Raw genomic sequence first — 26,028 nt, forward strand, 5'->3', positions numbered from 1 at the left:
CATGGTCGAAATCGTCAACCGTCCCTATGCGCGCGCATTCGAGGACTTTGCCACGGCGCGGCCGGAGGTCATCTGCCTCTCGGCCGACCTCACCTCCTCCTGCGAGGTCGACGGCTTCCGTGATCGTCATCCGGAACAGTTCCTGTCGCTCGGCATGGCCGAGCAGAACATGCTCTCTTTTGCCGGCGGTCTTGCGATGCAGGGCTACCGACCGTTCATCCATACCTTCTCGGTATTTCTCTATCGACGGCCCTACGACCAGCTGATCAATTCGATCGCCTACTCGAACCGCAAGGTGCGGTTGATGGGCTTCCTGCCCGGCATCACCACCCCCGGCGGCATTACCCACCAGGCGATCGAGGACATCGCCATCTTGCGCGCCGTTCCGAACATGACGATTCTTGAAACCGGCGACGCGACCGAAGTGGAGACCGTGCTCGACGTGGCCGACAGCATCGACGGTCCGGTCTATGTCCGCGTTCTTCGCGGCGAGGTCCCCCGCCTCTTTTCCACGCCCTTTGCCTTCAACCAGCTCCGGGTCCTGTCAGAAGGCGACGATATCCTCATCGTTTCGTCCGGTGTGTGCACCGAGGAAGCGTTGCGTGCTACACGGGCTCTCGAAGCGCGCGGCATCGGCATTGCGCACCTGCACGCCTCGACCCTGAAACCCTTCGACCGGGAAGGCCTTTTGAAGGCCGCGCGCGGCAAGAAGGGGGTCGTCACGCTGGAGAACCATACAGTGGTCGGCGGGCTTGGTTCGCTCGTAGCCGAAATTCTCGCGGAGGAAGGACTGGGCGTCCGCCTGAAACGGCTCGGGCTCAACGACACCTTCGCGCACGGCGCTTCGAAGCCTTATCTGATGAAGAAATACGGCCTCGATGCCGGCGCGCTGGTGGCGGCAATCGAGGGGCTTCTCGGAAAGAAGCTTGCGATCGGAGAGGACGAACTGGCCGAGGTCCGTCTCGACCATGTCCATTCGGCGCAGAAAGCGGAGGCGCTCTAGTGGCTGCGCGTTTCACCGTTACCTACTACATCCGCGCCATAGACGCCGCCGAAGCGAAGGCGCGCGCGCTCGACATCGCGCTGGAGCAAACCGTCGAGATCCCGCGTCGCGTCGTTCCCACGGGATATGTCGAGGACGAAATCCTTGGCAAGCTGGAGACGCTTACGCCAGACCCGGACGGACGACCGGGTTTCCTCGCGTCCATCTCCTATTCGGACGATGACGTTGGCGGCGACTTTCTTCAATTTCTGAACATCGTCTTCGGCAACAGCTCGATCAAGCCGGGCCTCAAGGTCGAAGACATAGTCCCGTCCTCCGGGGTTCTTGCGCTCTGCCAAGGACCCCGTCACGGCATCGCCGGGCTTCGCCGTCGCGCTGGCGTCGGCCAGAGCCCACTGTTGATGTCGGCGATCAAGCCGGTCGGGCTTTCAACGCTGGAGCTTGCGCGCCTTGCCCATGATTTCGCGCTTGGCGGCATGCACTACGTCAAGGATGACCACGGGCTCGTCGATCAGAAGATGTCGCCCTTCGGCGAGCGCCTGCGAGCCTGCGTCGATGCCGTCGGCGAAGCGAATGCGCGGAGCGGTGGCCGAACGAGCTTCGTGCCGAACGTCACGGGTCCGGCGAACGCCATCATCGATCGGGCGAAGGAGGCCGAGGCTGCCGGTGCCGGTGCCGTCATGATCGCTCCGGCGCTTGCGGGGTACGACGTCGTGCGTGCGCTTTCTGCCGACCCCGAGTTCAGCCTGCCGATTGTCACGCATCCGGCCTTTGGAGGCGCAAATGTCATCTCGCCCGATTGCGGCTTCTCGCATGGTGCCTACTTCGGAACGCTGCACCGCCTGATGGGCGCGGATGCGGTGATCTATCCGAATTTTGGTGGGCGTTTCGGCTTCACGCGGGAGGAATGCCTGTCAATTGCGCAGGCCTGCGCCGTGGACATTGGTGGACCGAAAGCAATTGCGGCCGCACCCGGCGGTGGCATGACGTTCAGCCGGCTACCGGAGATGCGCGATGCCTACGGCAATGACGTCATGTACCTCATGGGCGGAGCATTGCTTGAGGAGCCGAACCTGGTCGACGCATGCCGCCGGTTGGTTGCCGCGGTTCATAGCTAGTCGGTAACAGCCCCGTCAGGAGCCGAAATTGCGCTTGTAGGTCGCCGCAATCAAGGTCGCCGCGCGTTCGAATGCTTTGTCCTCGTCGCGTTCCTCGATCGCGAGCAGGATTGCCTCGTGCTGGGCCAGCGACTGGCCAAACCCTCCAGTCGCCGCCATCGTCTTCGGGATGCTGATCGAGAGCGCCGCGCGGATGACGGAGGCGACTGGCAGCAGGAAGCGGTTGTGCGCGGCCTGGAAGATGTTGAGATGGAAAGCGATGTCGGCCTCGATCGCGTCCGTGACACCGGTTCCGCCTTCCGCCATCCGTACGTAGGCGGCCCGTATCTCCGCATGTTCTGCCAGGGATCCTCGCTTTGCCGCCAGCCGTGCTGCAAGCGGCTCGATCGACAGGCGCAGTTCGAACAGCTCTTCTGCGAGCGTGCCTTGATCCTCGGCGTCGCTCTGCCAGGACAGTACGACGGGATCAAGAGTATTCCAATGTTCCGCCGCGCGCACCCGCGTCCCGAGACGGGGCTTCGCCTCGATGAAGCCTTTGGTCGAGAGGATCTTCAGCGCTTCGCGCAGCGTCGTTCGGCTGACCCTCAGCGTCGATAGCATGTCGGCTTCCTTCGGCAGGGTATCGCCGACCTTCAACTCGCCGAGCGTGATGCGACGGCCGATATCGCCTGCGATGCGGGCCGGCAATCCGCGATCCTCCCGAGCGATAGCCTTCATGCGCGCCGTCTCCCCAGTGTGCCAGCTTCGTGTCGGCTCCGTTCATAGACGGTCGCCTCCGTCAGGAAAAGCCACCCATGGCGGCCGCATAGCGCCGGGTCATCTCAAGGCCGACGGTGGTTGGTTGCATGGCCGGCGAGCGATCGTGGATCGTGATGCCTGCCCGTTCACCAAAAAGGCGTTTGCCGTAGCAGAGCAAGGTTTCGATGCCCTGCATGGTGAACACCACGCCCGGCAGCATCTGGCGGTAGGCTTCTTCAGCGTGTTCGTCCCAACCATCCGAGAAGAACTCGTAAGCGCGAACGGCATAGTCGATCGAATCCGGTGCGAGGATCAGGCCATGGCAACCGATGCGCAGGTTCTCCAGCAGTTCGAGCCCGGCGCGTCCGTTGAACACGGGCAACCGTCCCTCGGTCACTTCGATCAGATGGGCGATATCCACGACCGGTCCTTCGCCCTTGACCAGCCGGATGTTCGGATGCTGACGCACGAGATCGCGGATATCGGCGGCCGTCAGCCCACGGCCCATCAGGGCTGGGGCATTCTGGATCGCGAGCGGCAGATCGGTCCGGTCGGCGACGCGTCCGAAAAAGCGGATGTACTCCGCTGCGGAGAACTGCCCGACCATTGGCGGCTGAAGGATCAGCCAATCGGCGCCGGTAGCCGTCGCGTGCCGCGCCTGGCGCACCTGTTCCTCGACCGATGACCCGAAGATCGTCAAAGCGACGGGCACGCGGCCGGCCGTATCCTCGATCAGCCATTCCATGATTGCCATCCGCTCGGCCTCGTCGAGTTTGGAGGCTTCCGTTGCAAGCCCGAGCCCGGCCATGCCGTGGACGCCACTTTGAAGGCAGACTTCCGTCTGCAGCCGCATGGCGGTGCGATCGAGCTTTTCTTCCTTGTCAAACAGCGCATAGAGAATGGCGTGGATGCCATGGAGGGTTTCGATGCGAAAGTCCTTCACTTCCGCCTCCTCAATGGCTTTCGCGGGGAACCGCGTGACCGCGGCCGCCGACGAGGAAATCGAGGTCCGCACCGGTGTCGGCCTGCATGACCCGTTCGACATAGAGGCCCTGGTAGCCGCCGGTCATTTCCGGCGTCGGCGTGGTCCAGCCAGCCTTTCGACGCGCCAGTTCCTCTTCGCTGACATCGAGGTGGAGGCGGCGGCCGGCAACGTCGAGCTCGATCCAGTCGCCGTCCTGTACCAGCGCCAGCGGGCCGCCGACGGCGGCTTCCGGTGCCGTGTGGAGCACGACGGTCCCAAAGGCCGTACCCGACATGCGCGCGTCCGAGATCCTGACCATGTCGCGCACGCCCTTTTTCAGGAGCTTCTGGGGCAGCGCCATATTGCCGACCTCGGCCATGCCCGGATAGCCTTTCGGTCCGCAGTTCTTCAACACCATGATCGAGGTTTCGTCGATATCGAGATCCGGGTCGTCGATCCGCGCCTTGTAGTGGTCGATGGTCTCGAACACGACGGCGCGGCCGCGGTGCTGCATCAAGGCCGGGGTCGCCGCGGACGGCTTGATGATCGCGCCCTTTGGGGCAAGGTTGCCGCGCAGCACCGCGATGCCACCGCTCGACGTCAAGGCCCGATCGAGCGGCAGGATGACGTCCTCGTTGTCGTTCTCGACACCTTCGATGTTGGTGCCGACGCTTTGTCCCGTCACCGTCAAGGCGTCGAGATTGAGAAGGCCCGCAATCTCCTTCATGACCACGGGTAGTCCACCGGCATAATGGAAGTCTTCCATCAGGTAGCGGCCTGACGGCATCAGGTTGAGGATGGTCGGCACGTCGCGGCCGAACCGATCCCAGTCGTCGAGCGACAGTTCCGTGCCAATCCGCCCGGCGATCGCCAGAAGGTGCACCACCGCATTGGTCGAGCCGCCGATCGCACCATTGACGCGGATGGCATTGGCGAAAGCGCTGCGGGTGAGGATCTTCGACAGCCGCAGGTCCTCGGCGACCATCTGGACGATCCGCCGCCCGGTCTGCCGCGCCAGCCGGGCGCGCCCGGCATCAACCGCCGGACAGGCCGCGTTGCCGGGAAGCGCAATCCCGAGCGCTTCGACCATGGAGGCCATGGTCGAAGCGGTGCCCATCGTCATGCAGTGCCCGGGCGAGCGCGACATGGCGCTTTCGGCCGCCATGAAATCCTTTTGCGACATGACGCCGGCCCTCACATCCTCGGAAAACTTCCAGACGTCGGTGCCCGAACCAATTGTCCGACCTCTGAAGCGACCGTTGAGCATCGGTCCACCGGAAATGACGATCGATGGAAGGTCGCAGGAGGCCGCCCCCATGACGAGCGAGGGCGTGGTCTTGTCGCAGCCCGCCATCAGCACGACGCCGTCGATCGGGTTGCCGCGGATGGCCTCTTCGACGTCCATCGATGCGAGGTTGCGGAAGAGCATCGCCGTCGGCCGCAGGTTGGACTCGCCGCAGGAAAACACCGGGAATTCCAGTGGCAGGCCGCCGGCTTCCAGCACGCCCGCCTTGATATGCTCGACGAGCCCGCGGAAATGCGCGTTGCATGGCGTCAATTCCGAGAAGGTGTTGCAGATGCCGATTACCGGCCGTCCGTCAAAGACATCGTCGGGCAATCCGTTGTTTTTCATCCAGCTGCGGTGAATGAACGCGTCCTTGTCCAGTCCTCCGAACCAATGCTGCGATCGCAATTTCCTGGTCACTTGCCCCTCCGACCCATCAACAGCCTTTCGGCGCCGCTTCTTAAATCTCATATAATCGGAGTTATTATTGGTCAAGCGGGTAGGCCGACGTTCGAACGCAAAGAAAAACCTCCGGCCAGGGGCGCCGGAGGTCGCATCAAACTCGAATAGAAGGCCCGTCGTCTCAGCGATGATGCAGCACGCTCATGCCGCCATCGACCGTCAGGCAGGTCGCGTTCATGAACGGGCATTCGTCCGAAATCATGAAGAGCGCCGCCTTGGCGATCTCCTCCGGGCTGGCGATGCGTCCGCCGGGATGGAGCTTCATCGTGTTCGCCTCGGCCGCGGCAGGATCGGGAAACGAGTTCCAGTATTCCACGGCCTTTTGCGTCCGCACGTAGCCTGGCGCCAACGCATTCACGCGCACGCCCTGCCCGGCATATTCCAGCCCCAGCGCCTTGGTCATGCCGAGAAGCGCATGCTTGGCGACAGGATAGGGGAAGGTGTGCGGGATGATGGTGAAGGCATGGGTCGAGGCGATGTTGAGGATGACGCCGCCGCCGGCCGCGATCATGCCCGGCAGCACGGCCTTGCTGCAGTTCCACGCGCCCTTGAGGTTGATGTCGAAGCAGCGCTGCCAGTCGGCGTCGGCGAGCTTCAGCGGTTCGGAAAAGACGTTGACGCCGGCATTGTTGACCAGCGCGTTCGGCTGGCCGATCTCCCGGGCAGCCGTGGCAACCGCCTGTTCGATGGCATCCGCATCCGCGATGTCGGCCGCGGTGTAGCCGACCGTTCCGCCCGACGCCCGAAGCCGCTCGACCTCCGTCACCAACAGATCGCCGTCGCGGTCGATCAGAAAGAGCCTCGCCCCATCCCTCAGGAACTCTTCCGCTATGGCAAGGCCGATGCCTTGTGCTGCGCCGGTGATGACGACGCGTTTTCCCTCGAGACGACCCGCCATTTCAGCGCTCCTCACCACTCGGCGACGCTGCCGTCGGCGTGGCGCCAGATCGGGTTGCGCCAGCGATGGCCTTCCTTGGCCCGTTCGATGACATACTGCTCGTCCACCTCGATGCCGAGGCCCGGTCCTTGCGGGATCGACACGAAGCCATCCGCGTAATGGAAGACTTCCTTGTTCGAGATGTAGTCGAGAATATCGTTGCCCGTGTTGTAGTGGATGCCGAGGCTCTGCTCCTGGATGAAGGCGTTGTAGCTGACGGCGTCGACCTGGAGGCAGGCGGCAAGGGCGATCGGCCCGAGCGGGCAATGCGGCGCCAGTGCCACGTCATAGGCTTCGGCCATCGCCGCGATCTTGCGGCACTCGGTGATGCCGCCGGCATGCGACAGGTCGGGCTGCAGGATGTCGACGTAACCGTCTGCCAGAACCGACTTGAAGTCCCAGCGCGAATAGAGCCGCTCGCCAAGCGCAATCGGCGTCGAGCAATGGTTGGCGATTTCCTTCAGCGCCTCGCGGTTTTCCGAAAGCACCGGCTCCTCGATGAACATCAGGTTGAACGGCTGCAATTCCTTCGCCAGCACCTTGGCCATCGGCCGGTGCACGCGCCCGTGGAAATCCACACCGATGCCGATATGCGGGCCGATCGCCTCGCGGATCGTCGCGATGGTTTCGACCGCCTTTTCCACCTTTTCCCAGGTGTCGACGATCTGCATCTCCTCGCAGCCGTTGAGCTTGATCGCCTTGAAACCGCGGGCGACGACTTCGCGCGCATTGTTGGCGACGTCGGACGGACGGTCGCCGCCGATCCAGGAATAGACCTTGATACGGTCACGCACCTGGCCGCCGAGCAAAGCATGGACCGGCTGGCCATAGGCCTTGCCCTTGATGTCCCAGAGCGCCTGGTCGATGCCGGCAATCGCCGACATATGCACTGCACCACCGCGGTAGAAACCGCCGCGATACATGACCTGCCAATGGTCTTCGATCAGCAGCGGATCCTTGCCGATCAGGTAGTCTGAAAGCTCGTTGACCGCGGCTTCGACGGTCAGCGCACGCCCTTCGACGACCGGCTCGCCCCAACCGACGATCCCCTCGTCGGTCTCGATCTTCAGAAACAGCCAACGCGGCGGGACAATGTAGGTGGTGAGCTTGGTGATCTTCATGGTGCGATATCCGCTGGGTGGGACGAGGCGGCGACCGCCGCCCGAGAAAGGTTTCAGCGCGCCGAGGGGGCGGGCCGGTGACGTTCGACGGCGACCTTGAGGTCGCGTGCCGCAAGATCCAGCATGCGCATGGAACAGTCGCGCGCCCGCGCCTTGTCGCGCAGGCGCAACGCCTCGACCAATTCGCCATGGATGTCGATCGCTTCGTCGCGACGCTCGGCAACTTCGTTGGAAGCGTGCAGCGAGAACTTCAGGGCCGCCTGGATGATGCCAACGAGCTGAAGAAACACCTGATTGTGGCTCGCCTTGAGCAGGCAGGTATGAAAGGCGACGTCGGCATCGGTGAAGCCAATGACGTCGCGCTCACCGTCGCGCATCGCCTGCCAGGCGCGCTCGAGATCGGCGATCTCCTGGACGGTCGCGCGTTCGGCTGCAAATTCCGCCGCAGCCGGCTCAATTGCCCGGCGCGCTTCCAGAATACAATTCAACAGGTCGAATTCGAAGATTCGCTCGCCGATCCATTCGAGCACCTGCGAATCGAGAATGTTCCACTCGTCCTTGTTGCAGACGACCGTGCCCACCCGGGAACGGCCACGGACCATGCCCTTCGATTCCAGCACCTTCAGCGTTTCGCGGATGACGGTTCGGCTGACACCGTAGCGTTCGCAGAGGTCGTTCTCACGCGGCAGGAAGGAGCCGACCGGAAAGACGTCGGCGCAGATGTCTGAAGCAATGGCGCGCGTCACGTTCTTCTGGACGCGTGGGCGGCGCTGGCCGCGCTCCTCCACGCCACTTTCGTGTTCCTGCTGTTCCACCACCATCTCCTCCCCCTGCGCATCTCCCAACCGTTGCTTAGCGCAGACGCCGGGACGCGACAACGCGCCGAGGCTCGTTGCTATCGTTATACACAACTAGCTCATTCATCATACAAAGGCAATTGACGAATATGATGATTCATCATACACAAATGCTCACTGCAGGAGGCAGTTCACCAGGGAGAGAGATCATGCGCTTTATCAAGGCAGCCATTCTGGCTGGCACCGTCGCCGTATTTGCGGCAACCTCGGCGTTCGCTGCCGACGTCAAGATCGGCTTCATCGTCAAGCAGCCCGAAGAGCCGTGGTTCCAGGACGAGTGGAAGTTCGCCGACGTCGCCGCCAAAGAAAAGGGCTTCACGCTCGTCAAGATCGGCGCCGAAGACGGCGAGAAAGTCCAGTCGGCGATCGACAACCTCGGCGCCCAGGGCGCCCAGGGCTTCATCGTCTGCACGCCTGACGTCAAGCTCGGCCCCGGCATCGTCGCCAAGGCGGCAGCCAACGACCTCAAGCTGATGACCGTCGATGACCGCCTGGTCAACGCCGATGGCAGCCCGATCGAAGACGTTCCGCATATGGGTATTTCGGCAACGAAGATCGGCGAAGCCGTCGGCCAGGCGCTCGTCGACGAGATCAAGAAGCGTGGCTGGGACATGAAGGACGTCGGCGCCATCCGCGTTTCCTACGATCAGCTCCCGACCGCCGTCGACCGCGTCGAAGGCGCGCTTTCGGTGCTGAAGGCCAACGGCTTCCCGGAAGCCAACATCTTCGACGCACCGCAGGCAAAGACCGACACCGAAGCCGCACTCAATGCGTCGACGATCGTGCTCAACAAGAATGCCGGGATCAAGAAGTGGGTCGCGATCGGCCTCAACGACGAAGCGGTGCTCGGTGCAGTCCGTGCAACCGAAACGGTCGGCATCCCCGCCGACAGCATGATCGGCGTCGGCATCGGCGGCGCGGATTCGGCGATCAACGAATTCAAGAAGCCTTCTGCCACCGGCTTCTTCGGCACCGTCATCATCTCGCCGAAGCGTCACGGCTACGAGACCGCGCTCAACATGTATGAGTGGATCGCCAACGGCAAGGAGCCGGAAAAGCTGACGCTGACGGCCGGCCAGCTTGCGCTTCGCGACACTTATGAAGCCGTGCGCAAGGATCTCGGCATCGAGTAATCGCGGTCTGCGACCATCGGCCCGGCGGCTCAGTCGCCGGGCTTTCCGTATCGGAGCCGCACATGCAAGACTTCCTTGAATTCCGTTCCATCTCGAAGGGCTATCCCGGCGTCCAGGCGCTGTCGGATGTCTCGTTTTCCGTGCGCAAGGGCGCCGTCCATGGGCTCATGGGCGAGAACGGCGCGGGCAAGTCGACGCTGATCCGCCTGCTGTCCGGCGACCAGTCCGCCGACGAAGGCGAGATCCTGATCGACGGCGAAGCGCAGAGCTATCGTTCCGTGCGCGATGCCTTTCGCGCCGGGGTCATCGTCATCCACCAGGAACTGCAGCTGGTTCCGGAACTGACGGTCGCGGAAAACCTCTGGCTCGGGCACTTCCCGGGCAAGGGGGGCGTGATCGACCGCCGCCAGCTGATCCGCGTTGTCGGTGAAAAACTTACTGAAATCGGTATCGACGTCGATCCGTCAGCAAAGATCGCCTCGCTCTCGATTGGCGAGCGCCAGATGGTTGAGATCGCCAAGGCGGTCATGCTGGACGCGCGCGTCATCGCGCTCGATGAGCCAACATCGTCGCTGTCGTCGCGCGAAAGCGAAATCCTTTTTGCGCTTATCGAGCGCTTGCGTTCGAACGGTACGGTGATCCTTTATGTTTCCCACCGTCTCGACGAAATCTTCCGGCTCTGCGACAGCCTGACGGTGCTGCGCGACGGCAAGCTTGCCGCCCATCATGCCGATATTTCCGAGGTCACGCGCGACCAGATCATCGCGGAAATGGTCGGCCGTGAGATCTCCAACATCTGGGGCTGGCGAGCCCGTGATCTCGGGGCCGAACGGCTGCGCGTGGAAAGTATCTCCGGGCCGAAGCTGAGAGCACCGTTGAGCTTCACGGTCCGCCGCGGCGAAATCCTCGGCTTCTTCGGCCTGATCGGCGCTGGCCGCAGCGAGATGACCCGGCTCGTCTACGGCGCGGACAGGCGCGACCAGGGAACCGTCAGCATCGATGGCGCGATCGTGCCGGCCGACAGTCCGCCGAAATCGGTCCGCGCCGGCATGGTGCTGTGCCCCGAGGACCGCAAGTTCGACGGCATCGTCCAGGGACGCAATATCGAAGAGAACATGGCTATCTCGTCTCGAAGGCACTTCTCGCCCTTCGGCCTTCTCAACCTGAAGAAGGAGGCGGAACTGGCCGACCGCTTCATCGCCAAGCTGCGAGTGCGCACGCCGTCGCGCAAGCAGGACATCATCAATCTGTCCGGCGGCAACCAGCAGAAGGTCATTCTCGGCCGCTGGCTCTCCGAGCAGGGCGTAAGGGTTCTCATCATCGACGAGCCGACGCGCGGCATCGACGTCGGTGCCAAGTCGGAGATCTACGAAATCCTCTACGAACTTGCAGCTCAGGGCATGGCGATTGTCGTCATCTCCAGCGAGTTGCCCGAAGTGATGGGCATTACCGACCGCATTCTCGTCATGTGCCAAGGCCGGATCGCCGCCGACATCGCACGCACCGATTTCGACGAGCGCCGCATCCTCGCCGCCGCCCTTCCCGATCTTCCAACCGCGCAGGTTCAGCCGTCATGACTTCCTTGAAAAAACTCCTTCTCGGCGAACAGGGTCTGGTCGTCATCTTCGCCGTCGCCTTCGCCATCGTCGCGCTGACGGTCCCGAACTTCCTGACCGAGCGCAATATGCTCGGCCTGCTGCAATCGGTCGTCACCATCGGCATCGTCGCCTGCACGATGATGTTCTGCCTCGCCTCGCGTGACTTCGACCTCTCGGTCGGCTCCACAGTCGCCTTTTCCGGCATGGCCGCCGTCATGGCTTCCAATGCCTCGGGCTCGATCCTCATCGGCCTCGTTGCAGCGCTTCTCTGCGGCGGTTTCGTCGGCCTGGTCAACGGCGTAGTCATCGCCCATTTCCGCATCAACGCGCTGATCACGACACTGGCCACGATGCAGATCGTGCGTGGTTTCGCACTGATCGCGTCCGACGGCCGCGCCGTCGGCATCAACGATCCGAGCTTTTACCAGCTGGCGCTGTCGAAATTTCTCGGCATTCCGACGCCAATCTGGGTGATGGGCGCCTTCTTTGTCGTCTTCGGCTTTGTCTTGAACCGCACTGTCTTCGGCAAAAACACGCTGGCGATCGGCGGCAACCCGGAAGCCTCGCGCCTTGCCGGCGTCAAGGTCTCCAACATGCGCATCTGGATCTTCTCCCTGCAGGGTCTTGTTTGTGCGGTGGCCGGCGTTCTTCTCGCCTCGCGCATCACCTCCGGCCAGCCGAATGCGGCAACTGGCCTCGAGCTCTCGGTCATCTCCGCCTGCGTGCTCGGCGGCGTCTCGCTGGCCGGCGGCCGTGCGGCGATGACCGGCGTGATCGTCGGCGTGCTCATCATGGGCATCGCTGAAAACGTCATGAACCTGCTCAACATTCAGGCCTTCTACCAGTACGTCGTTCGCGGTCTGATCCTTCTGCTTGCGGTGCTGCTCGACAATCTGCGATCGGCCGCCGCCGGCCGGCGCAGCTAGCATATGGCGGAACACGCGTTCCTCCTTGAGAGTGCGGAAGGGCTCACCGTGGAGGTGAGCCCGCTCGGCGGCGCCATCCTGTCGGCAAAATGGCACGGCACGCCTTTCCTTGCCCAGACGCCGACGCCGGGGCTTGCCTCCCAGGTATTCGGCAGCGAGGCTTGCTTTCCGCTGGTGCCCTTCGGCAACCGTATTGAGAACAATGGTTTCCAATTTGACGGTCGCGACTACAGGCTTGTCGCCAACACGGCCGACCCGCTTGTTCTGCATGGAGACGGCTGGCTTGGGCGCTGGTCGGTTCAGCACCGCGACCGGCAGGCCGTCACCCTTCGCCTGCGCCAAGAGGCAAGCACCGCCACACCCTTCGCCTATGAGGCCGTCGAGACGATCGCCGTCGACGGAACGCGCCTGATCATCTCGCTCTCCGTCACCAACGAAGCCGCTGAGCCCCTGCCCTACGGACTGGGCTTTCATCCGTATTTTCCACGCTCGCCCGACATGCGCCTCTTCGCCCGGGCCGGCCGATACTGGACGGAACGGGAGGGGCACCTCCCAGGCTCTGGCGGCCCTACCCCTGAGACCATGGACTTCGCATCCGGGTCGCCGTTGCCGGTAGAATGGCTGAACAATGCCTTTGACGGCTGGGATGGACGAGCCCGCATCGAATGGCCGGAAACCGGGCTTGCCGTTTCGCTAGAAGCGGATGGGAATTTGCGGTACTTCGTTCTCTATTCGCCATCGGCGACAAGCGGCTTCTTTTGCTTCGAACCCATGAGCCATCGGCCGAACGCGCACCGCGATCTGCAAGAGGGCGGGCTCGTTCGGTTGCAACCGCATGAGACGATGACCGCGACGATGGCGCTGCGCATCGAGGGGTTGGTCACGAGGTAGCGATTCGCGGGCGCGGGGTGAGTCGCAACCGAAATTGTGCCTCGAGACGTGGCATTCGCGCTTGCGGCGAAACATGGGACTGCATTGTCCGGTGCATAACCTTGATGGCCAACAGATCAAGTCGATGCAGGTCAAGGTATTGAAAATAATGCAAAATAATCGAAATTTTGGCCGAAAATCGGCTCGACTGGCGTCGTCGCGTTAACCCTTTGTTAACTCTATATTCCTTGTCAGAGAGGCAGAATCGCTCATAATAACGGTTAAGACAGGCTCAAAGCCGAAAAACCGTTATTCGAAAGCTCCTCTGCAATGAACGCTAATTCGCTGTCCACGGCTCCCGCACAGCCGATGCATTTCGAGGATCTCATCCTCGAACAGGGCGATCTGATTTCGAAGAAGCTGCATCTGCTGAGCATGCAGCAGTTCCCGCCGAATGCAAAGAAGCTGCTCCGCCAGTTCTCCCTTTCGGAAGTTGCGGACTTTCTCGGCGTGTCGCAAAGCACGCTCAAGAAGCTCCACCTTGAAGGAAAGGGCCCCTCGCCTCAGACATCGTCGTCGGGGCGCCGTTCCTACAGCGCCGAGCAGATGGTGGAACTGCGCCAGTATCTCGACCAGCACGGACGCTCGGAAGCCAAGAATTATGTTCCGCACCGCAGAGCCGGCGAAAAGCTGCAGATCATCGCGGTCGTTAATTTCAAGGGCGGCTCGGGCAAGACGACCACCGCGGCCCATCTGGCACAGTATATGGCGCTGACCGGACACCGCGTCCTGGCTGTGGATCTCGACCCTCAGGCGTCGCTTTCCTCGCTGCATGGATTCCAGCCAGAGCTCGACATGGCACCGTCGCTTTATGACGCGATCCGTTACGACGAGCATCGCCGGCCGATCAGCGAGATCATTCAGTCGACCAATTTTCCAGGTCTCGACATCGTTCCTGCAAACCTCGAGCTGCAGGAATACGAATACGACACGCCGCTTGCCATGTCGAACAGGAGCTCGAACGATGGCAAGACCTTCTTTACCCGGATCTCGCGGGCGCTCGCCGAGGTCGACGACCGCTACGATGTCGTCGTCATCGATTGCCCTCCCCAGCTCGGCTACCTGACGATCACCGCCCTGACTGCGGCCACGAGCGTATTGATCACCATTCATCCGCAGATGCTCGACGTTATGTCGATGGGCCAGTTCCTGCTGATGCTCGGCGGCATCCTGAAGCCCATTCGCGATGCCGGCGCCGAGGTGAACCTCGAATGGTATCGCTACCTGATCACGCGCTACGAGCCCACGGATGGACCGCAGGCGCAGATGGTTGGCTTCATGCAAACCTTGTTCCACCAATTCGTGCTGAAGAACCAGATGGTGAAATCCACGGCCGTCTCTGACGCCGGCATAACCAAGCAGACGCTCTATGAAGTCGACAAAAGCCAGATGACGCGGTCGACCTACGAGCGGGCGATGGACTCCTTGAATGCGGTGAATGCCGAGATTGCGGAGCTTGTCCACACATCCTGGGGCAGGAAGACGGCTGGTTGAACGGCGGTTTTCTGGGGCATTCCGATAGATTGAGTTAGGCGGAGCAGGCAAATGGCGAGAAAGAACCTACTGGCGGGACTGGTAGAGGCAGCGGAGCCGCCGCAGGCGGACGTAGCGCCGGCCTATCCCATGCGCGGCGCATCAAAGAGCATGGTTCGCTCTCTCGACGAACTGTCGCGCCAGGCCGAAAAGTTTCTCGAAGGCGAAGCGGTCGTCGAACTCGATCCTGATACGGTGGAAAGTTCCTTCGTCTCCGACCGCATGGACGACGACCGCGAGCAGTTTGAAGAACTGAAGCAGGCGATCGCCGAACGTGGCCAAGATACGCCCATTCTCGTTCGCCCTCACCCGACGGCCGACGGTCGTTACCAGATCGTCTTCGGGCACAGGCGCGTGCGCGTTGCCCGTGAACTCGGCCGCAAGGTCAGAGCGGTCGTCAAGGCGCTCGACGACCGGACGCATGTGATTGCTCAGGGACAGGAAAACTCCGCCCGAGCTGATCTTACTTTCATTGAGCGCGCCTTGTTTGCACGGCGCCTGGACGCACTCGGCTACGATCGGGCCGTCATCTCTTCCGCGCTTGCCGCCAACGCGGCGACCATTTCCAAGATGATGTCCGTGACGGAGCGGATCTCTCAGCCGGTCATTGAAAGTGTCGGGCCGGCGCCGTCGGTCGGCCGCGAGCGCTGGCTCGAGCTCTCACTCCTGGTTGGCAAGCCGTCCAATGGCGAACGGGTAGCGGGCATCGTCGACGACGCGGCATTTCGGTCGCTTGGCAGCGACGAGCGTTTTGGCGCTCTCTACAACGCGCTCAACCGGACCGGCAAACCGGTCAAGAAGACTTCGCCCAGCATCAATAAAGCCTGGCAGCCCGCCGACAAGACGGTCTCGGCTCACTACTCGAACTCCGGCAAGGCATTCGCGCTCGCGATGAAGTCGAAGAATGCCGGCCGCTTCGGACAATATCTCGCTGATAACCTGGATCGGCTCTACGCCGAGTTTCTGGCAGCGAATGACAGGAAGGAAAACTGAACGCGCAAAAGAAAAAGGCCCCCAGACGGTAACCATCGTGGAAGCCTCTCTCATCGTTTAGCAGCCTGAGAATCGCATTTCCACGAATCGCAGTCAAGAGTCTTTGGCACCGGAATGGGTGAGCGGACATCTTTTGCCTGAAGGTAGGTGAAAGAAGATGCAAGGTGGAAGTGTGACGACGCCCTTCGGGCGGCGGTCGGTGACGCTTGGCATGTTGGCAAGCCAATTCATGTCTCGCGACATCGAGCCGAATACATCGGTCGACAAGTGGAAATTGTTTCGCGCGCTTTGCGAGGCCAAGCCGAGGCTCGGCATCAGCGAACGGGCGCTTTCCGTGTTGAACGCTCTTTTGAGCTTTTATCCCGAGACGCTCCTCTCGGAGGAAAATGGTCTGATCGTGTTTCCGTCGAACACGCAACTGTCGTTGCGCGCTCACGGCATGGCCGAGGCGACATTGCGGCGCCACGTCGCGGCGCTGGTTGAAGCCGGGCTTCTGTCTCGTCGAGACAGCCCCAACGGTAAACGCTATGCACGCAAGGACGGAGACGGTGCGATCGATGAGGCCTTCGGGTTTTCGTTGGCCCCGCTGCTCGCCCGAGCAGGTGAGATCCAACAGATCGCGGCAGAGATGGAAGCCGAGCGGCTGCATCTGCGCAAGCTGCGCGAGCGCCTGACGATCTGCAGGCGCGACATCGGCAAACTGATCGAAGTCGCACTGGATGAGGGTGTCAGCAGCGACTGGGAAGCGATCCACGATCAGTACCGGCGCCTGGTCGCGTCCATTCCCCGCGTCGCCACAGCAGCGACGATAGCCCCGATCCTCGAAGCGTTGGAGATGTTGCGCGAGGAAATCGCCAACCTTCTGGAACTTCGAGTAAAAATTCAAAAAACGAGCGGCAATCCTGATCAAACTGAGCGGCACATACAGAATTCAAACACCAACTCTCGTTATGAACTTGAACCAAGCTCTAGAAACGAGCTGGGCGCGAAGCCGAGTTCCACCAATGAGCCGCAGCGCGAACCGATGAAGGCGTTCCCCTTGGGCATGGTGCTGCAGGCCTGCCCAACAATTGTGGATTACGGGCCGGGCGGTTCGGTCGGCAGTTGGCGTGACCTGATGCAGGCGGCCGTGGTCGTCCGGTCCACCCTCGGGGTCAGTCAAACGGCCTACGAGGATGCCTGCGAAGTCATGGGGCCGGAAAATGCGGCCGCGGTTGTCGCGTGTATTCTCGAGCGGGCGGGACATATCAATTCCGCCGGCGGCTATCTGCGCGATCTGACGTCCAGGGCGCGGCGCGGTGAGTTTTCGCTGGGGCCAGTTCTGATGGCACTTTTGAGAGCGCGCGGAGGGAATGAGCGAAGGGCCTCATGATCGCATGCCTCGCGTGCCGTCGTTGACCGGACGCTTTGTCGGCTGACAAAATCAGTCGATGGGCCAGCGGAATCAGGTCGTTATGATTTTTGCTCTGCTGGCAACGCGGGCGGAAAATTCTCAGTAGAGGGACGCCGCGATTGAATTGAAACGGTGCCGCAGCGGGGCAATGTCCGCATTGAGCATCAGGCAATCGATGCGCGACGAACCGAGGTAAGTGATCTGTCCGAGATACCGGACGGCCGCAAGGATATCACTCGGAAATCGGGGCCAAGCGGGCCCGACTGCTCGAAGTGACCATGCTTCGAGCGCACGGATTGAAGCTGGGATTTCTAACAGAGGCCGACGATGGCGGCACTCCCCTCCCCGCGCGGCAATAGAGCAATCTTTCGGATGGCAGTCGCTCGAACATCAGCGGATATGGGAGCGGAGGCCATGAGCCAAGACCAGGCAAAGCTCGAGCTACATTGCCGAATCCGAATGGCGATGGCATTGCTGATTGGGCGGCATCCGCAACTTGGCACTCATGATCTGATAGCGAGATCAGTGACCAAAGTGACTACGAACGCTGGGGGTTCTTTGCGATCCAACCGCCTACTGGAACCCTGACAGTTGTTCTTAGCTGTCCGACTTCGACGGGGCTTACGCTTGCTAGGTGCGCTGTTTGAAGGACGGCGGATAGCGAGACACCCGAATTTGGTGCGTGATCTTCAGCAGTTTACTGGGATCACGCCCAATGGGAACGACCGGGGGTGTGGTCGGCGACGTCGGGGTAGCAACTCAACCGGACCGGCGAGAGATAAGGCGATCGCAATCCCCTAGCCCTGCAGATTGTGGCCTACCGCAGGTCAATCGGGAGGTTTGTTGACGTCGATCGACCGATCCTAGGCACGGACACGAGGTGGGCTGCCCCTCCCCTCCCCCGCCAAGGTTCGCTCCTCGCGCAAGCTCTCGCGAAAGTGACGCATGCGTCGATCGCCAATTGACCAGGTCCACGGAAAAGATCCTCATCCACCAAGGACTGCTCGATGCCGGCACTGAAATCCTCCGATTTGAACAGCCACGCAACACTGCGCCATGCTCGTCGATGTCGTCGTCTGCAACATCGCCACTGCGACGACCTCGCAGTTGTATTGCTGCCCCCTCCCCTTCCGCTTCACCATCAAGTGGTGAGCACCGCGACCGGCGCGCCGGCGCTCGTCGACGAGATGTAAGCGAGATTTTCCATGTTTGGATGGTGTCTGGGCCAAGCTGTGGAGGATGAGATGCCCGCTTGAAAATCCGTTCGTGCCAGGCGCAACGCGAAACTAGGCCGATTGCGCACCTGGAATCCGGTTCAGTTGTGATTTTGAGCCCAATCTGAACGGGACCGGACCGAATGGCGGTGATCGCGGACGTCGGCCGATGGCGGCAACGCAGCCAGTTTGATGCGGTAGGTCCCGTGTTGAAACGGACGCTCAATTGGATTCCGGAGTTGAACTGCCGGCGCGTCGCCCACCGTTAGCGTAGAAGTAATCGGTCTTCTCGCTGAACAGCGAGCATACGATTGCTCGGCGCAGATTTGATTGTGCGGCTGAGGCTAGAATGTGCACGTCGCTGGAGCTCCGGCTTGCACCCGCGACAGGAGCAGTTTGCAATTGTCCGTCTCGACCGGCTCTCATAGCCGCAAATGCTCGAACTGTTGTCGCGTCGATGACGACAGCCTCGGCGCGATAGGCGCAGCATCTGCCCAGTCCAGCTGTAAGGCAGCCTGATCGTTGTAGTCCTGGTTGGAAATTTCGGCACAGACAGTGACGGGGGTTTTACCGCTGCATCGGCGGATAGGCTCATTTCAGCTGTGGAGCAATGTTGCTTGCTGCGGACAGTTCCTTGAGCGCCTGCTTGAATTCGTCGCTGCCGCCCGTCACCTCATGAAGCTGGTCGTCAACGGCAGACAAGGCCGCCTCGAGATTGCGAAGCTCTGCCTGCTGAAGGGCGTTGCCGGTGTTCGCCTTCTCGCGGTCGATGGCCGCGACAATACTGGCGCGCTGCTTCTGCGATGGCTTCAACCGCTCGGACAATGGCTGCATCGCGCACGTCGTCGGTTGCACCGATGATCTTACCGGCGACGTTGACGCCTTCGACTGCCGCCTGCTTCGCGTAAACAGTGAAGTTGCGCCACATGGTCGAAAACTCGCGGTCGATTCTTTTCGCCGCTCCAACCTGCTCGTCATTGAAGGTCGCGGCCTCGTCGCGCATCTTCTGGATTTCGGCGACGAACAGGCCAGGAACCTTGGCGAGTTCTTCCGCGCCGGTTCCGCCGAAAAGCTCGTCGAGGGCGCGAGTCTGTCCTGCTCGATCGAGCTTCTGAATCTTGCTGATAAGCTCATCGAGAAATGCGTTAGGCTCCTTGAGCTTCCGGCCAACCTCTTCGGTAGAATAACCGAGCGTCGTAAACCACTCCTGTCCGCTGCCCTTGCCGGTACGCGCAAACTCGTCGCCGCGAATGTTCAATTCCTTGAGGGCGTCGGTCACGCGGTCGATACTCATACCGGTTGCGGTCGCGACACAGGTCCACTGCTGCCATACCTTTGAACACCCGCAAGCCTTGCGGGCCTCGCGCACCACATCGGCAATTCGTGCACTTCTGGCTTGATAATGATTACCGCGGGCGCCGAGATCTTTTGGGTTATGGGATTGTTCTTGGTCACCGTGGAGCTGACTCTATCTGATCTAGGTCGCCGCGGCTCTTGGCAAGGGCAAACCGACCCGTGAGAAGGACTGTTATCAAGTAGGCCCATCGCGTCTGTGAGGGCAAGACACCGAAATGCGGATCAGATCTTCGGCTCGCGTACGCAGAGATTTGGGCGGCGTGGATCATTTCTCGGCAGCTTGTTTGCTCACTAGATGGGAGAGGAAGGCCTCGACCGTCTCGGCCGACGCCCGCACGCGCCAGGCGGTGTTGTCCCCTCGCCTCCCCTTGAATGACTGCTCAAACGTCTCGGAACCTAGACGGTGTGGAAACGATTATCAGGTTCCGCTGCCAACTGACCCCATAAGTGGCGCATTTGCGCAGTTCGTTTCGACGGCGGAGTCCCCTGCCCCACGCGTGCCAAAGCCCAATTTGACGTGACCAAATGTAAGGATGTCGCCGTAACGTCAACAAATTGGGGTGTGCAACAACCACGCTGATGTTTAATGTAAGTCGGCGCTTGCGACTGTTGTGTTGGCGACGAATCTCAGTCGGAAGTGTTAGGGTGGTGTGGGTCCTGCCGCATTCAAGCATCAGGTGCGGTCCCTGCGGACGATCATTGTCGCCGCGGCTCTGTACTGCGCATCCCAACGCGGCATATTGGTTGCAGTTTTGCGAACTGGGCCGCCAATAGCGCTTGAGAAGTGAGAATGCGCCGTAAATGCTCTAACATATTGAAATCATTTATTAAAACTACAATTTTGTCCGCTGACAACTCGTACGCCATCCAATGGCCGACGACGCATTCGGCGCGTCCTTTCTCGGAGAGAGCCATCATCTTGATCGCACGAGCGGGCTCTCCGCCAGCGATCCTACCGCGACCGTCTCGGTTCGCGTGACGAACGAGCGTTGACCGAGGCTATTCAGCAGGTGTTCCATGCGACTGTACCAATCGTGGTCTTCTTCCTGCCGTTGTGGGGCGCGGGGGCGAACTCGGGGCGCGGAGCTCGTGAGACTCTGGGGGATGCGTCTACCGGGTAACACCTGTCGAGTCGAAGCGACGGTTCGCTCAGACCCAGTATCCACTTCGATGGCTTGTCACGACTGAGATCGTCGGTGCGCTTCCTTCGAACGCGGATCGTGTCCGTTGTTTGGTGCCGATCTGTGATGCCTCTATGTTTCGCCAGCTCGTAAAGCTGGTCGATGCGCGCGATAAGCCGCGGACATGAGCCCAACGCGATATGACCTAGCGCTGGGTCCTCATTGAGGATGCAACTGCCATTGACGTTCACTGTTGGCGGTATCCGGTGATGAGACGCCCGCCCAGGCAGGCAGGGAGAAGCATCACCGTCGGCGTTATCGCTGCGGCAGGCACTGAACTCTCGTGGGCTGCTCATGGAGTCGGCTCGCAAAAGGAATCCGACAAAAGCCTGGTCACGTGGCTGTCCGCGCAGTGTCGATGTAGAGTGTCCGGTCTGTTCCCAACGAGGAGCGCGGCGCTGTACGCAGCAATAGTAACTGGGCTTCCTTCAAACCCAAGCACGGAGTGGTAGCCTTCGATTTGGAGCGGCTATCGGTTCGTGAACCTGGTTGAACTAGAACAGCTAAGAAGGGCGCGCCGACACCTCTGAGCCACAAGCCGTTCCCTGCTGTTGTCGACGAGAAGCCGTGTTCTTCTGGCCGGCGTCGTTGCAGAAGCGAGCGGCTTGCATGAAAGATCTGTGCAAGACCCTTTCGGATGCTTCAGGTAGGTGACGCCACGGTTGCCGTTGTGGTGAGACCATCCGGCGCCGTCGCATGGGCCGGAAGGTGCTGGCATTATCGACCTGCCGGCGCCATGCACGGAAACTACTCATTGTAGTAAGCGAGGAGAGGGTGCTGGCGATCGGCGCGATTACCTGCTCGACCTGACGCGTAAGGGCGAACGAAAGGAATTTTGCCTGAGCCAATCCTGATGGCGCTGATGCAGGCACGTAGTGCCTCGCGCCGGGAAGTCTAGTAGTTCGGCGCAGCGTGGGAGGTCGCGAGGACGATTTAAGCGAAGCAGGAAGAGCTGTGAAGGTCGGTGTTTCCTCCAAAGTGTCCCATTTGACCAGGGGCCCTGGAGAGGCCTCGTACCAGCTTTCCCGCGACGGGCAGCGGTACCGCATCGACGTGTTCGCTCAAAGGGTACACTTCCGTGCCAGGATAGATAACCATTCTTTTTTCGGGATTTATCGCCTCGCAGGCGAGATAAAACCCTTTCTCAAGTTTTGGAGCGGGGCGCGTTTGATCTCGATGGCCCAGGGACGCCCACCGGGAGGGGTCACAAGGAGATCAATCTCTGCACCCGCAGCTGTCCTATAAAAGTTAAGTTGGGTGCCATAGGGCACTGTCTCGGAGAAGGTTTCTATGACGAAACCGTCCCAGCGCGCGTCAGCGACGGGATGTCCAAAGACCTGCCCCTGGTTCGCCAAACCCAGAAGTGTGTGAGCCATGCCGCGATCGCGAACGTACACGCGCGGCGATTTCACCAAGCGGTTGCCCGTACTGGAGTGCCAAAGTTCCAACCTCGGAACCAACAGGAGGTAGACCGGGAGATCAAGACAGCTCGCAACAGTCTCGCCATCGACCCCGAGCGCACGAGCAAGTTCAGCGGCGTTTAAGGGACCTGGAGAGCCTAACCGAAGTGGATCATGCCGGTTTTGAGGGGCGGAATTCAGCCGCCTTCTTGCAAATGCGCCAAGAACACTTCTGTCGGTGTCTTGTAGTCGAGGCACTTTCTCGGCTGGTCGTTCAGATGGCAAGCAAGTTGGATCAAGTTGCGTTGCGATACGACTGCAAGATCCTTATCGCCTGGCATGAAGCGGCGAATGCGCTCGTTTTCCACCGCGCCTTTCTGCCAGGGGGCGCTGGGTCGCAGAACCAGTTGCGTACGCCGATGCCACTTTCCAAAGCTCTAAAGGCGGTAGACTCTGCGCCGCAATCAAACGTGAGGCTCTGTCGGGCAAAGGTAGGCAGAGGCCCGAAGGTATCGACGATCTTGTCCATGGCCGGTCGCGGGTGTTGGCTGTGGCTTTTGATCATCCCCAGGTAGCTGCTTTTGCGAGCGATCAATGAGGTCGCATTGGCGTGGACCAGATCGCGTTGGAAGATCAGCAGGTAGCGGTCCAAATGACCAAACTGCGGCGATCATCAATAAAATCAGGACGTTGCGATACTTCGCATGCCGCAGGGAGTTTTGCGATCGTGGAATGTGTTGGGTCTGATCTCTCGATAAATTGTCGATCGACGACGGCCAAGTTGAGGCGCCATTTTATTGATCGGCAGTCTGCGATTGGCAAAGTGGTGTAAGCGGCGCGATAAGGCAGATTCAGTTGCGAATGGCCGTGATACATCCAAAATGCCGAAGGGGGAAACCATTGAAATCATTGGCATGTGCTCCTCAATATAGAATGTACCACCCGACTGATGCTGGGCCAGCATCGTCCAGAATCGTCTGAAGGTTTCGGCTAGATTCGAGGGCCGATCTGCGGGATGTCGCGCTCCAGATACGTTCTTATAAAGTCCTGTCTCCAACGAGAACTGGTTTCGCCGGACTGCTTCAGCAGGTCGACGGACGCTGAGCCCAGGGGGAGAAACCGCGCCGACCGTTTGCCAGTTCGCCGCGTGCGATCGATCAAACCACGCAAGTTCTGAAAGAGGTTTGTTGGCCGATGAACCTCGTCAAGGATGACCGGCTTGTCTGTGCGCTGCTCGAGAAAGTGCCCCTGTTCGTTCAATTTGGCGCGATCGGCGTCCGATTCGAGATCGAGATAGATCGTTGCATGGCTTCGGGAAGGGGTATGCCACGGCCGGCAGCTTCGGTTAGATAACCTGATCTTGACCCATGCGCCAAAATTGTCTGGCGGGACGGGCCCGGTCTGCTTACAACGAGCTTTCAAGATCAGATTGACTGAGTGCGGCGTCAACGCGCTTTGCCCCATGTTTCCTCGTTGGTCGATGCGGCGGACGATTGCGCCATCCAAGATTGTTCGCATGTTCCAGCTACCGCTGCAGGGCCAGTACTGGCCGGTCGATCAGAAGCAACAGTTCGTCGTTATCAATCGTCCTCGTCTCGGTGTGGGCGAGGCAGATCGAAAAGCAGGGCAGGGGAGGGGCACCAGGCGGGTCCGCGCGGACAGGTCCGTCGTCAGCTAGGTCTTCGACCCTTAGCAAGGCTACTCCAAAGCGGCGTCGCCCGTCCGAGGCAAGGGCGGTAAGAGGCACCGTTCGATCACTCAGGTTGGCGCGCGGCCTCCGGGGCAGCTCTGAAGAAGCTTTACCAATCCATCTATGGTCACGCTTGTCGACGATGTGACTGGACCGGAGAAGGGGAGACGACTGCTTTCGGCAGATCAGGAGGAACTGGTCGGGCCTGCCATTGAGCCAATCTATTGTTCTCGAGAACGTCCGACCCGAACTGCCACTCAGCATCACAATTTCACTGGACCCGCACATTGCTCCGGGAAGGTAGCTAAAAGCGCGGGTAGATCAACGCCACCAGTGGCAACGGATGAAGCTACGAGACGGTGCGAAGGCAGCCCGACAGCGATCCGCGCCAGCCCTTGGTGAATACTCGGCTCAATATCCGCTGCAGATCGCTCAAGAGCGAAGACTGGAAGTCCATACAGTTCGACGGTGGGAGGGAAACGCACCGTATAATTGGTCGTTTGATGACCCACTTTCAGCGGCGGATGAGGCCAAACCGGTGGGCTTCGTCCAGCAGATCGCGGACGGAGGAGGGCTGCCACTTCTTGCCGCCGCGCACTGGGCGTTCTCCCATCTGATCCAATTGTGCGGCAATGTCGCGCAACGATAGGTCGGGATCGGCGATGGCGATCGCCGCTACCAGCTTCATCAGATGGTCCTCGGGCGCGCGGCGAGGGGAGCGTGCCAGGAGGTCTTCTTCCGCGAGCTTTTCGCGGACCAAGCGATGAACGGCGCGACGCAGCCGCTCGACAGTCCAGTCATGACCGCGGCGATTGAGCGCGCGCACGACATTGTCCCAACTGTGCTGAGGCCGCATTTGCCGCACCATCGGCAACCATGTCTGCGCAGATGCAATGAGCCCGTCGAGATAGAGCTTTTCGCGTGCTTGGGAGACGGCTTTGATCGCCTCTGGTCGCCGTTCTCGCAGACCCGGGTTTCCAGGAAGCTTGCCGCGCGCCCTCGCCGCCTTGATGCCGGCCTTCGTTCGTTCGGCAATCAGCGCTCTCTCGAGCTGCGCGACCGCGCCAAGGACTTGAAGGGAAAACATGCCCTGTGGGGTCGAGGTGTCGATCGGATCGCGGATCGAGCGGAAATGCACGCCGCGCTCTTCAAGATCCTCGATCACTGCCAAAAGATGGCTCACGGATCTGGCCAGACGATCGAGGCGAACGACAACGAGGACGTCTCCCGCGGTGAGCTCGCCAAGCAGTTTGGTCAAGACCGGCCGGGCACGCGATGCACCGGAGCCATGCTCCTGATAGATCCGATCGCAGCCGGCGGCCCGTAGCTCATCGATTTGAGCATCGTGGACTTGTTCGTCCGTCGAGACGCGAGCGTAGCCGACCAGCCGCTTAAGAGGCTGTTGGAAGTTAACTGTTTGTCGCTTCGCCATCGCGCTTTTAGGGGTCTCGTCTCGTGGTGATTTGTACAGATAAGAAATGCGGGAGAAATTGCTCAGTTGCAAGCGTGTTTTAGATGCTGAATAGCGGCCCACCAGATTCAAATCGCTACCTGAGACGAGCAACGGAGCGTCCACTTAGGTAAACGCGCGTCAGTGGGCTTCTGTGGCGGAAACTTCGGAAAACCAACGCTTTTGGAGATGGCTGCGGAAGCACGAGTCTGCAGGCGGGTGCAGGAAACTCAATTCCGGAGAAGGGGAGGGGCCAAGCGCGCTGCCGGCGGCGGTCGAATTCTGTGTCGTCGAGTCGGGTTATCCCGGCCGAAATTGCCTGAAAAGCCCGGAAATCCGGGCATTTCAAGTGGTCCAGGGCGACCGGCGCGCAGCATTTACAGCTTCGAATCCATCACTATCGATACTTTGAAACCTATCGATAGTCAATGGGCACGTAAATTGGTATCTGGATGACGGAATCAAATGGCATATTGGCTTCCGTTGAGAGAAATTTAGAAGTTAATACAGTTGGTTAATGATCTCCAAATTTCCAGAATGCAAAGTTCTGAGAGTTTTAAGATGGACCGGTTGATCAGAACTTCTGGCGCTGCTGACGAAAAAGTGACGTCCAAGGCAGATCCATCTTGCCGATTGCACAGGATCAGGCTTTTGCACAGTCTCACGAGACGCGGCAATGGAAAAGAGCGCAGAGTTCTGGCAAAAGATGCATCCTATCCGTTTGCATCTTATAAGTTTCTAGTGGG

Annotated in this window: 19 protein-coding genes and 1 pseudogene; 9 read left to right on the forward strand and 11 right to left on the reverse strand. The window is 60.6% G+C overall.

Features of this window, described 5'->3' with window-relative positions; translation table 11 throughout:
* The first annotated feature begins 1 nt into the window (after position 1).
* Both VGO04_RS02335 and VGO04_RS02340 read left to right on the forward strand, forming a co-directional pair.
* On the forward strand, positions 2–1,003 hold the full coding sequence (locus VGO04_RS02335) for a transketolase family protein (protein WP_327494351.1): 1,002 nt from the start codon (positions 2–4) through the stop codon (positions 1,001–1,003).
* Complete coding sequence (locus tag VGO04_RS02340) at positions 1,003–2,121, forward strand: RuBisCO large subunit C-terminal-like domain-containing protein (RefSeq protein WP_327494352.1); 1,119 nt, start codon at positions 1,003–1,005, stop codon at positions 2,119–2,121. Before VGO04_RS02335 ends, VGO04_RS02340 begins: the two co-directional genes overlap by 1 nt.
* A 15-nt stretch (positions 2,122–2,136) precedes the next feature.
* Here the strand turns inward: VGO04_RS02340 and VGO04_RS02345 are convergent, their stop codons facing one another.
* The 6 genes from VGO04_RS02345 to VGO04_RS02370 all read right to left on the reverse strand — a co-directional run bounded on the left by VGO04_RS02345 (position 2,137) and on the right by VGO04_RS02370 (position 8,449).
* Positions 2,137–2,838, reverse strand: coding sequence for a FadR/GntR family transcriptional regulator (locus VGO04_RS02345; RefSeq protein WP_327494353.1), 702 nt, complete (start codon positions 2,836–2,838; stop codon positions 2,137–2,139).
* 61 nt (positions 2,839–2,899) lie between these two features.
* A complete protein-coding gene (locus VGO04_RS02350; protein ID WP_327494354.1) occupies positions 2,900–3,802 on the reverse strand; it encodes a dihydrodipicolinate synthase family protein in 903 nt (300 codons plus the stop codon).
* A gap of 10 nt (positions 3,803–3,812) precedes the next feature.
* Positions 3,813–5,579: an L-arabinonate dehydratase gene (gene araD / locus VGO04_RS02355; protein WP_414650501.1), complete on the reverse strand. Its 1,767-nt coding sequence runs from the start codon at positions 5,577–5,579 to the stop codon at positions 3,813–3,815.
* A 112-nt stretch (positions 5,580–5,691) separates the two neighbouring features.
* Entirely contained in the window at positions 5,692–6,468 is a 777-nt protein-coding gene (locus VGO04_RS02360; protein ID WP_327494356.1) for an SDR family oxidoreductase, read from the reverse strand.
* 11 nt (positions 6,469–6,479) lie between these two features.
* Positions 6,480–7,628 carry a galactonate dehydratase gene (dgoD, locus tag VGO04_RS02365; RefSeq protein ID WP_327494357.1) on the reverse strand — a complete coding sequence of 383 codons (1,149 nt, stop codon included), beginning with the start codon at positions 7,626–7,628 and terminating at the stop codon, positions 6,480–6,482.
* A 53-nt stretch (positions 7,629–7,681) separates the two neighbouring features.
* Positions 7,682–8,449 (reverse strand): FadR/GntR family transcriptional regulator, encoded by a 768-nt coding sequence (locus tag VGO04_RS02370; RefSeq protein WP_414650502.1) that lies wholly within the window; start codon positions 8,447–8,449, stop codon positions 7,682–7,684.
* Between the two features lie 185 nt (positions 8,450–8,634).
* Between VGO04_RS02370 and VGO04_RS02375 the strand changes: the two genes are divergently transcribed.
* From VGO04_RS02375 to repC, 7 genes are all read left to right on the forward strand, one after another.
* Positions 8,635–9,618 carry an arabinose ABC transporter substrate-binding protein gene (locus tag VGO04_RS02375; RefSeq protein WP_327494359.1) on the forward strand — a complete coding sequence of 328 codons (984 nt, stop codon included), beginning with the start codon at positions 8,635–8,637 and terminating at the stop codon, positions 9,616–9,618.
* Between the two features lie 62 nt (positions 9,619–9,680).
* Positions 9,681–11,195, forward strand: coding sequence for an L-arabinose ABC transporter ATP-binding protein AraG (gene araG, locus VGO04_RS02380; RefSeq protein WP_327494360.1), 1,515 nt, complete (start codon positions 9,681–9,683; stop codon positions 11,193–11,195).
* Positions 11,192–12,142, forward strand: a complete 951-nt coding sequence (araH, locus tag VGO04_RS02385; RefSeq protein WP_327494361.1) for an L-arabinose ABC transporter permease AraH — start codon at positions 11,192–11,194, stop codon at positions 12,140–12,142. Before araG ends, araH begins: the two co-directional genes overlap by 4 nt.
* Before the next feature lie 3 nt (positions 12,143–12,145).
* Positions 12,146–13,033 carry an aldose 1-epimerase gene (locus VGO04_RS02390; protein ID WP_327494362.1) on the forward strand — a complete coding sequence of 296 codons (888 nt, stop codon included), beginning with the start codon at positions 12,146–12,148 and terminating at the stop codon, positions 13,031–13,033.
* 309 nt (positions 13,034–13,342) lie between these two features.
* Positions 13,343–14,566 carry a plasmid partitioning protein RepA gene (gene repA, locus VGO04_RS02395; RefSeq protein WP_327494363.1) on the forward strand — a complete coding sequence of 408 codons (1,224 nt, stop codon included), beginning with the start codon at positions 13,343–13,345 and terminating at the stop codon, positions 14,564–14,566.
* A 51-nt stretch (positions 14,567–14,617) separates the two neighbouring features.
* The gene (repB, locus tag VGO04_RS02400; RefSeq protein ID WP_327494364.1) at positions 14,618–15,598 is read left to right on the forward strand and encodes a plasmid partitioning protein RepB; all 981 of its coding nucleotides are present in this window, start codon (positions 14,618–14,620) and stop codon (positions 15,596–15,598) included.
* A gap of 157 nt (positions 15,599–15,755) precedes the next feature.
* The gene (repC, locus tag VGO04_RS02405) at positions 15,756–16,970 is read left to right on the forward strand and encodes a plasmid replication protein RepC (RefSeq protein ID WP_327494365.1); all 1,215 of its coding nucleotides are present in this window, start codon (positions 15,756–15,758) and stop codon (positions 16,968–16,970) included.
* A 1,923-nt stretch (positions 16,971–18,893) separates the two neighbouring features.
* Here repC and VGO04_RS02410 read toward each other — a convergent pair.
* The 5 genes and pseudogenes from VGO04_RS02410 to VGO04_RS02435 all read right to left on the reverse strand — a co-directional run bounded on the left by VGO04_RS02410 (position 18,894) and on the right by VGO04_RS02435 (position 25,264).
* Positions 18,894–19,484: a hypothetical protein gene (locus VGO04_RS02410; protein ID WP_327494366.1), complete on the reverse strand. Its 591-nt coding sequence runs from the start codon at positions 19,482–19,484 to the stop codon at positions 18,894–18,896.
* 2,370 nt (positions 19,485–21,854) lie between these two features.
* The gene (locus tag VGO04_RS02415; RefSeq protein WP_327494367.1) at positions 21,855–22,400 is read right to left on the reverse strand and encodes a DUF4143 domain-containing protein; all 546 of its coding nucleotides are present in this window, start codon (positions 22,398–22,400) and stop codon (positions 21,855–21,857) included.
* A pseudogene (locus VGO04_RS02420) lies at positions 22,340–23,022 on the reverse strand (IS30 family transposase). Before VGO04_RS02420 ends, VGO04_RS02415 begins: the two are co-directional and overlap by 61 nt.
* A 110-nt stretch (positions 23,023–23,132) precedes the next feature.
* The gene (locus VGO04_RS32925; protein WP_414650503.1) at positions 23,133–23,648 is read right to left on the reverse strand and encodes an AAA family ATPase; all 516 of its coding nucleotides are present in this window, start codon (positions 23,646–23,648) and stop codon (positions 23,133–23,135) included.
* A gap of 698 nt (positions 23,649–24,346) precedes the next feature.
* The gene (locus VGO04_RS02435) at positions 24,347–25,264 is read right to left on the reverse strand and encodes a recombinase family protein (protein WP_327494412.1); all 918 of its coding nucleotides are present in this window, start codon (positions 25,262–25,264) and stop codon (positions 24,347–24,349) included.
* Positions 25,265–26,028 lie beyond the last annotated feature (764 nt).

The sequence above is a fragment of the Ensifer sp. genome (assembly GCF_035999185.1).
Classification (GTDB): Bacteria; Pseudomonadota; Alphaproteobacteria; order Rhizobiales; family Rhizobiaceae; genus Ensifer.

What these genes read in the sequence shown, in the direction of transcription:
- VGO04_RS02335 (WP_327494351.1), top strand. Translation starts at nt 2, where the DNA reads ATGGTCGAAATCGTCAACCGTCCCTATGCGCGCGCATTCGAGGACTTT.
- VGO04_RS02345 (WP_327494353.1), bottom strand. Translation starts at nt 2,838, where the DNA reads ATGAAGGCTATCGCTCGGGAGGATCGCGGATTGCCGGCCCGCATCGCA.
- araD (WP_414650501.1), bottom strand. Translation starts at nt 5,579, where the DNA reads ATGAGATTTAAGAAGCGGCGCCGAAAGGCTGTTGATGGGTCGGAGGGG.
- VGO04_RS02360 (WP_327494356.1), bottom strand. Translation starts at nt 6,468, where the DNA reads ATGGCGGGTCGTCTCGAGGGAAAACGCGTCGTCATCACCGGCGCAGCA.
- dgoD (WP_327494357.1), bottom strand. Translation starts at nt 7,628, where the DNA reads ATGAAGATCACCAAGCTCACCACCTACATTGTCCCGCCGCGTTGGCTG.
- VGO04_RS02370 (WP_414650502.1), bottom strand. Translation starts at nt 8,449, where the DNA reads ATGGTGGTGGAACAGCAGGAACACGAAAGTGGCGTGGAGGAGCGCGGC.
- VGO04_RS02375 (WP_327494359.1), top strand. Translation starts at nt 8,635, where the DNA reads ATGCGCTTTATCAAGGCAGCCATTCTGGCTGGCACCGTCGCCGTATTT.
- araG (WP_327494360.1), top strand. Translation starts at nt 9,681, where the DNA reads ATGCAAGACTTCCTTGAATTCCGTTCCATCTCGAAGGGCTATCCCGGC.
- araH (WP_327494361.1), top strand. Translation starts at nt 11,192, where the DNA reads ATGACTTCCTTGAAAAAACTCCTTCTCGGCGAACAGGGTCTGGTCGTC.
- VGO04_RS02390 (WP_327494362.1), top strand. Translation starts at nt 12,146, where the DNA reads ATGGCGGAACACGCGTTCCTCCTTGAGAGTGCGGAAGGGCTCACCGTG.
- repA (WP_327494363.1), top strand. Translation starts at nt 13,343, where the DNA reads ATGAACGCTAATTCGCTGTCCACGGCTCCCGCACAGCCGATGCATTTC.
- repB (WP_327494364.1), top strand. Translation starts at nt 14,618, where the DNA reads ATGGCGAGAAAGAACCTACTGGCGGGACTGGTAGAGGCAGCGGAGCCG.
- repC (WP_327494365.1), top strand. Translation starts at nt 15,756, where the DNA reads ATGCAAGGTGGAAGTGTGACGACGCCCTTCGGGCGGCGGTCGGTGACG.
- VGO04_RS02435 (WP_327494412.1), bottom strand. Translation starts at nt 25,264, where the DNA reads ATGGCGAAGCGACAAACAGTTAACTTCCAACAGCCTCTTAAGCGGCTG.